Origin of the sequence: Frankia sp. CpI1-P, from assembly GCF_001421075.1 — a bacterium.
Lineage (GTDB): Bacteria > Actinomycetota > Actinomycetes > Frankiales > Frankiaceae > Frankia > Frankia torreyi.
The window spans coordinates 1-2,252 of the sequence record NZ_LJJX01000125.1 but is presented as its reverse complement, the minus strand read 5'-3'; the positions used below and the strand labels follow the sequence as shown (position 1 = coordinate 2,252).

At 63.7% G+C, this 2,252-nt stretch carries 1 protein-coding gene and 2 pseudogenes; all 3 read left to right on the top strand.

Features of this window, described 5'->3' with window-relative positions:
* Positions 1-788: 788 nt before the first annotated feature.
* Positions 789-853, top strand: a pseudogene (locus FF86_RS69650) (hypothetical protein); the annotation flags it as partial.
* A gap of 1 nt (position 854) precedes the next feature.
* Positions 855-1,493 (top strand): Imm52 family immunity protein (locus FF86_RS34040; RefSeq protein WP_206779109.1); only part of this gene is annotated, 639 nt, incomplete at its 5' end.
* Between the two features lie 546 nt (positions 1,494-2,039).
* A pseudogene (locus tag FF86_RS30925) lies at positions 2,040-2,252 on the top strand (hypothetical protein); the annotation flags it as partial.

Genomic DNA, 2,252 nt, shown 5'->3' with positions numbered 1-2,252 from the left:
TCACCGTCGACACCCTCCACACCTACTACGTCCTCGCCGGCACCACACCAGTCCTCGTCCACAACAGCGGTGCCTGTTTTGAGACACGAATGGAACGTGCTGGTGATCTCGCCGAGAATTATGTCGAAGGGCAGAAAACTCGCGATCCCTCGTCACAGTGGTATCACGAGTTCCTGAGTGACGATGAACTGCTGGATGCAATCAATGAAGCGCCCGAGGGGNACGGAATTCTTGTCTCGCGTGGCGGTAAAATCCTCGGCGGTCATCACCGCTGGGACGAACTCCTCACGAGAATCGCTGACGGGCGTATCGACCCGAATACGGAAATCCGCATCGATGTTCTTAATGGGGGGTAATAAACAATGCCTATGATCCGCCCGGCTGATCCCGACTTTCGGGTGTGCCAGATCAGCTTTGAAGTCCTGCTTGGTATCCAATTGGAGGCAGAGCGCCGGGGATGGGCGACCCGGTGGACATCGGTGGACGCGCTACGTGCACAGGTGAAAGACGACACGGTATTTCTTCAGTCGCTAATGAGGGAGGAGCGTTCCGGGGTCGTTCGGTCCTACCGGTGCCTCGTGCTATTCCGAACCCCAAGTGGTGCGGAAAGCGGCGCAATTACAACGATCGATCTCGCCCCGGAGACGCTCGCATCGCTGGACCGGCTGGATGTGGATGTGGTCACTTGTGGAGTATTTATGAAGATCTTTTCCATGGCGTTGGGGGGAATTTCGCAAATATCCAAGGAGTAGCGGAGGAGGTATCCCACAACAATCTGGGCCATCTGTATGAATGCGGACCGCTGCTATATCGGGGCCTATTGGGGAGGGCGCGTCGAGTCGGCTGGCGAATGNGCTGTACGGCTGGCCGGCTGTCTGGGCCAGCTCGGCGCCGCCCACCCGGCTTTGGCGACATGGTTCCGCAAGGGCAGGACCAAGGCCGCAGCCTCCGGCAACCCGGTGTCGACCAGCGTCGACTCGCTGGAATCGATGCTGAAGGCTGGCCGGAATCGCACCGACTTCGGTGGTCATGTCATCCCCGAGCTCGGGTTCAGAGTCTCACTGTGGAACAAGAGCCCCGAGCCCGCTTCCTTCAGCGCCCACTGCGGCGCCAATCCGGAAACGAATTCTATTAAGAACAGCTTTCTGCTGAAACTGCCTGAGCCATCGGAGTCCACGGCCGGCTTGTACGATCCACACACTGCACGAGGCCTTTTCCGGGCCGTGGTCGAGGCGTGGCGTCCAGAGTGGGCGACGTTCACGAGCCATTCGATGCGGGAAGCTCATGAAAACCCTCCAGGGCAGCTGGTAGGAGGCTGGCTCACATACCTCTCGGGAACCCCTGGCACATTGGCGACCAGGGATTCCCGGCTCTCGTTCGAACGGTTCGCGGGCGGGGATCTCATTATCACCGGAACCAGCCCTCTACACGTGTCGGAGGCACAGCTCTCTGCGGTCAACACGCTTCTCGCTGCCCTGGAGCCGGACACCTGACGGCACCTCATGTACCGTCTTCCAACCTTCGACCGGTGACCGGTGACCGGACCAGTGAGTATGAACCGAATCTCATNGGAGCGATTACCGCGGCGGCGGTGTACTTGTATGCGGGTCAGTTCCTGGCCAGGGACCGCGACCGCGACCGCGCTGGCCGAGCTTGTCGGGATCCCCTGGCGGCGGGCACCGTGGGTGCGATGACTGCCCGCGCTGCCNCCGGCCTGGACGGCTTCCTCGGCACGGTCCGTGGCCTGCTCGCGGGCGCCGAGGTGGTCGGGGGTGGCGGTGCCGCGGCTCCGCGGACGAACTCGGTGGTCTCGCGGCCGACCCCTGCGGCCGCGGGGCGAAGTCCGCTCCGGTGCCGCTGATCCACGGCACGTTCTACAACGGCTACTCCGACGTGGTCCTGCCTCCCGCGATTCGCTCGAACGACCTCACCCGATCTCCTCGGGCACCGTTCCGCTCACCACCGGCGGCAACAGCTTCGACCTAGACCGCCAGCAAGCAGTACTCGTCCGGACCTGTGCCCGCCGCTGCGCTGCATCGGTGACCCCAGCCTGGCCCCGAACATTACTGGCCTCTCCGCCGGCGCCGCCCGCGGCCGGCAACAACCCGGCCAACAATCCGGCCGACGACCCGGGCACCCTGGCGGCCCAGCCCACCTGCGCCGCCAGCCCCGCCACCCCCCTCACCGGCGAGGTCGCCGGCTACACCGGCACCCCGATCTGCGGACCGGGCGACGACGACTGCGATCTCCCC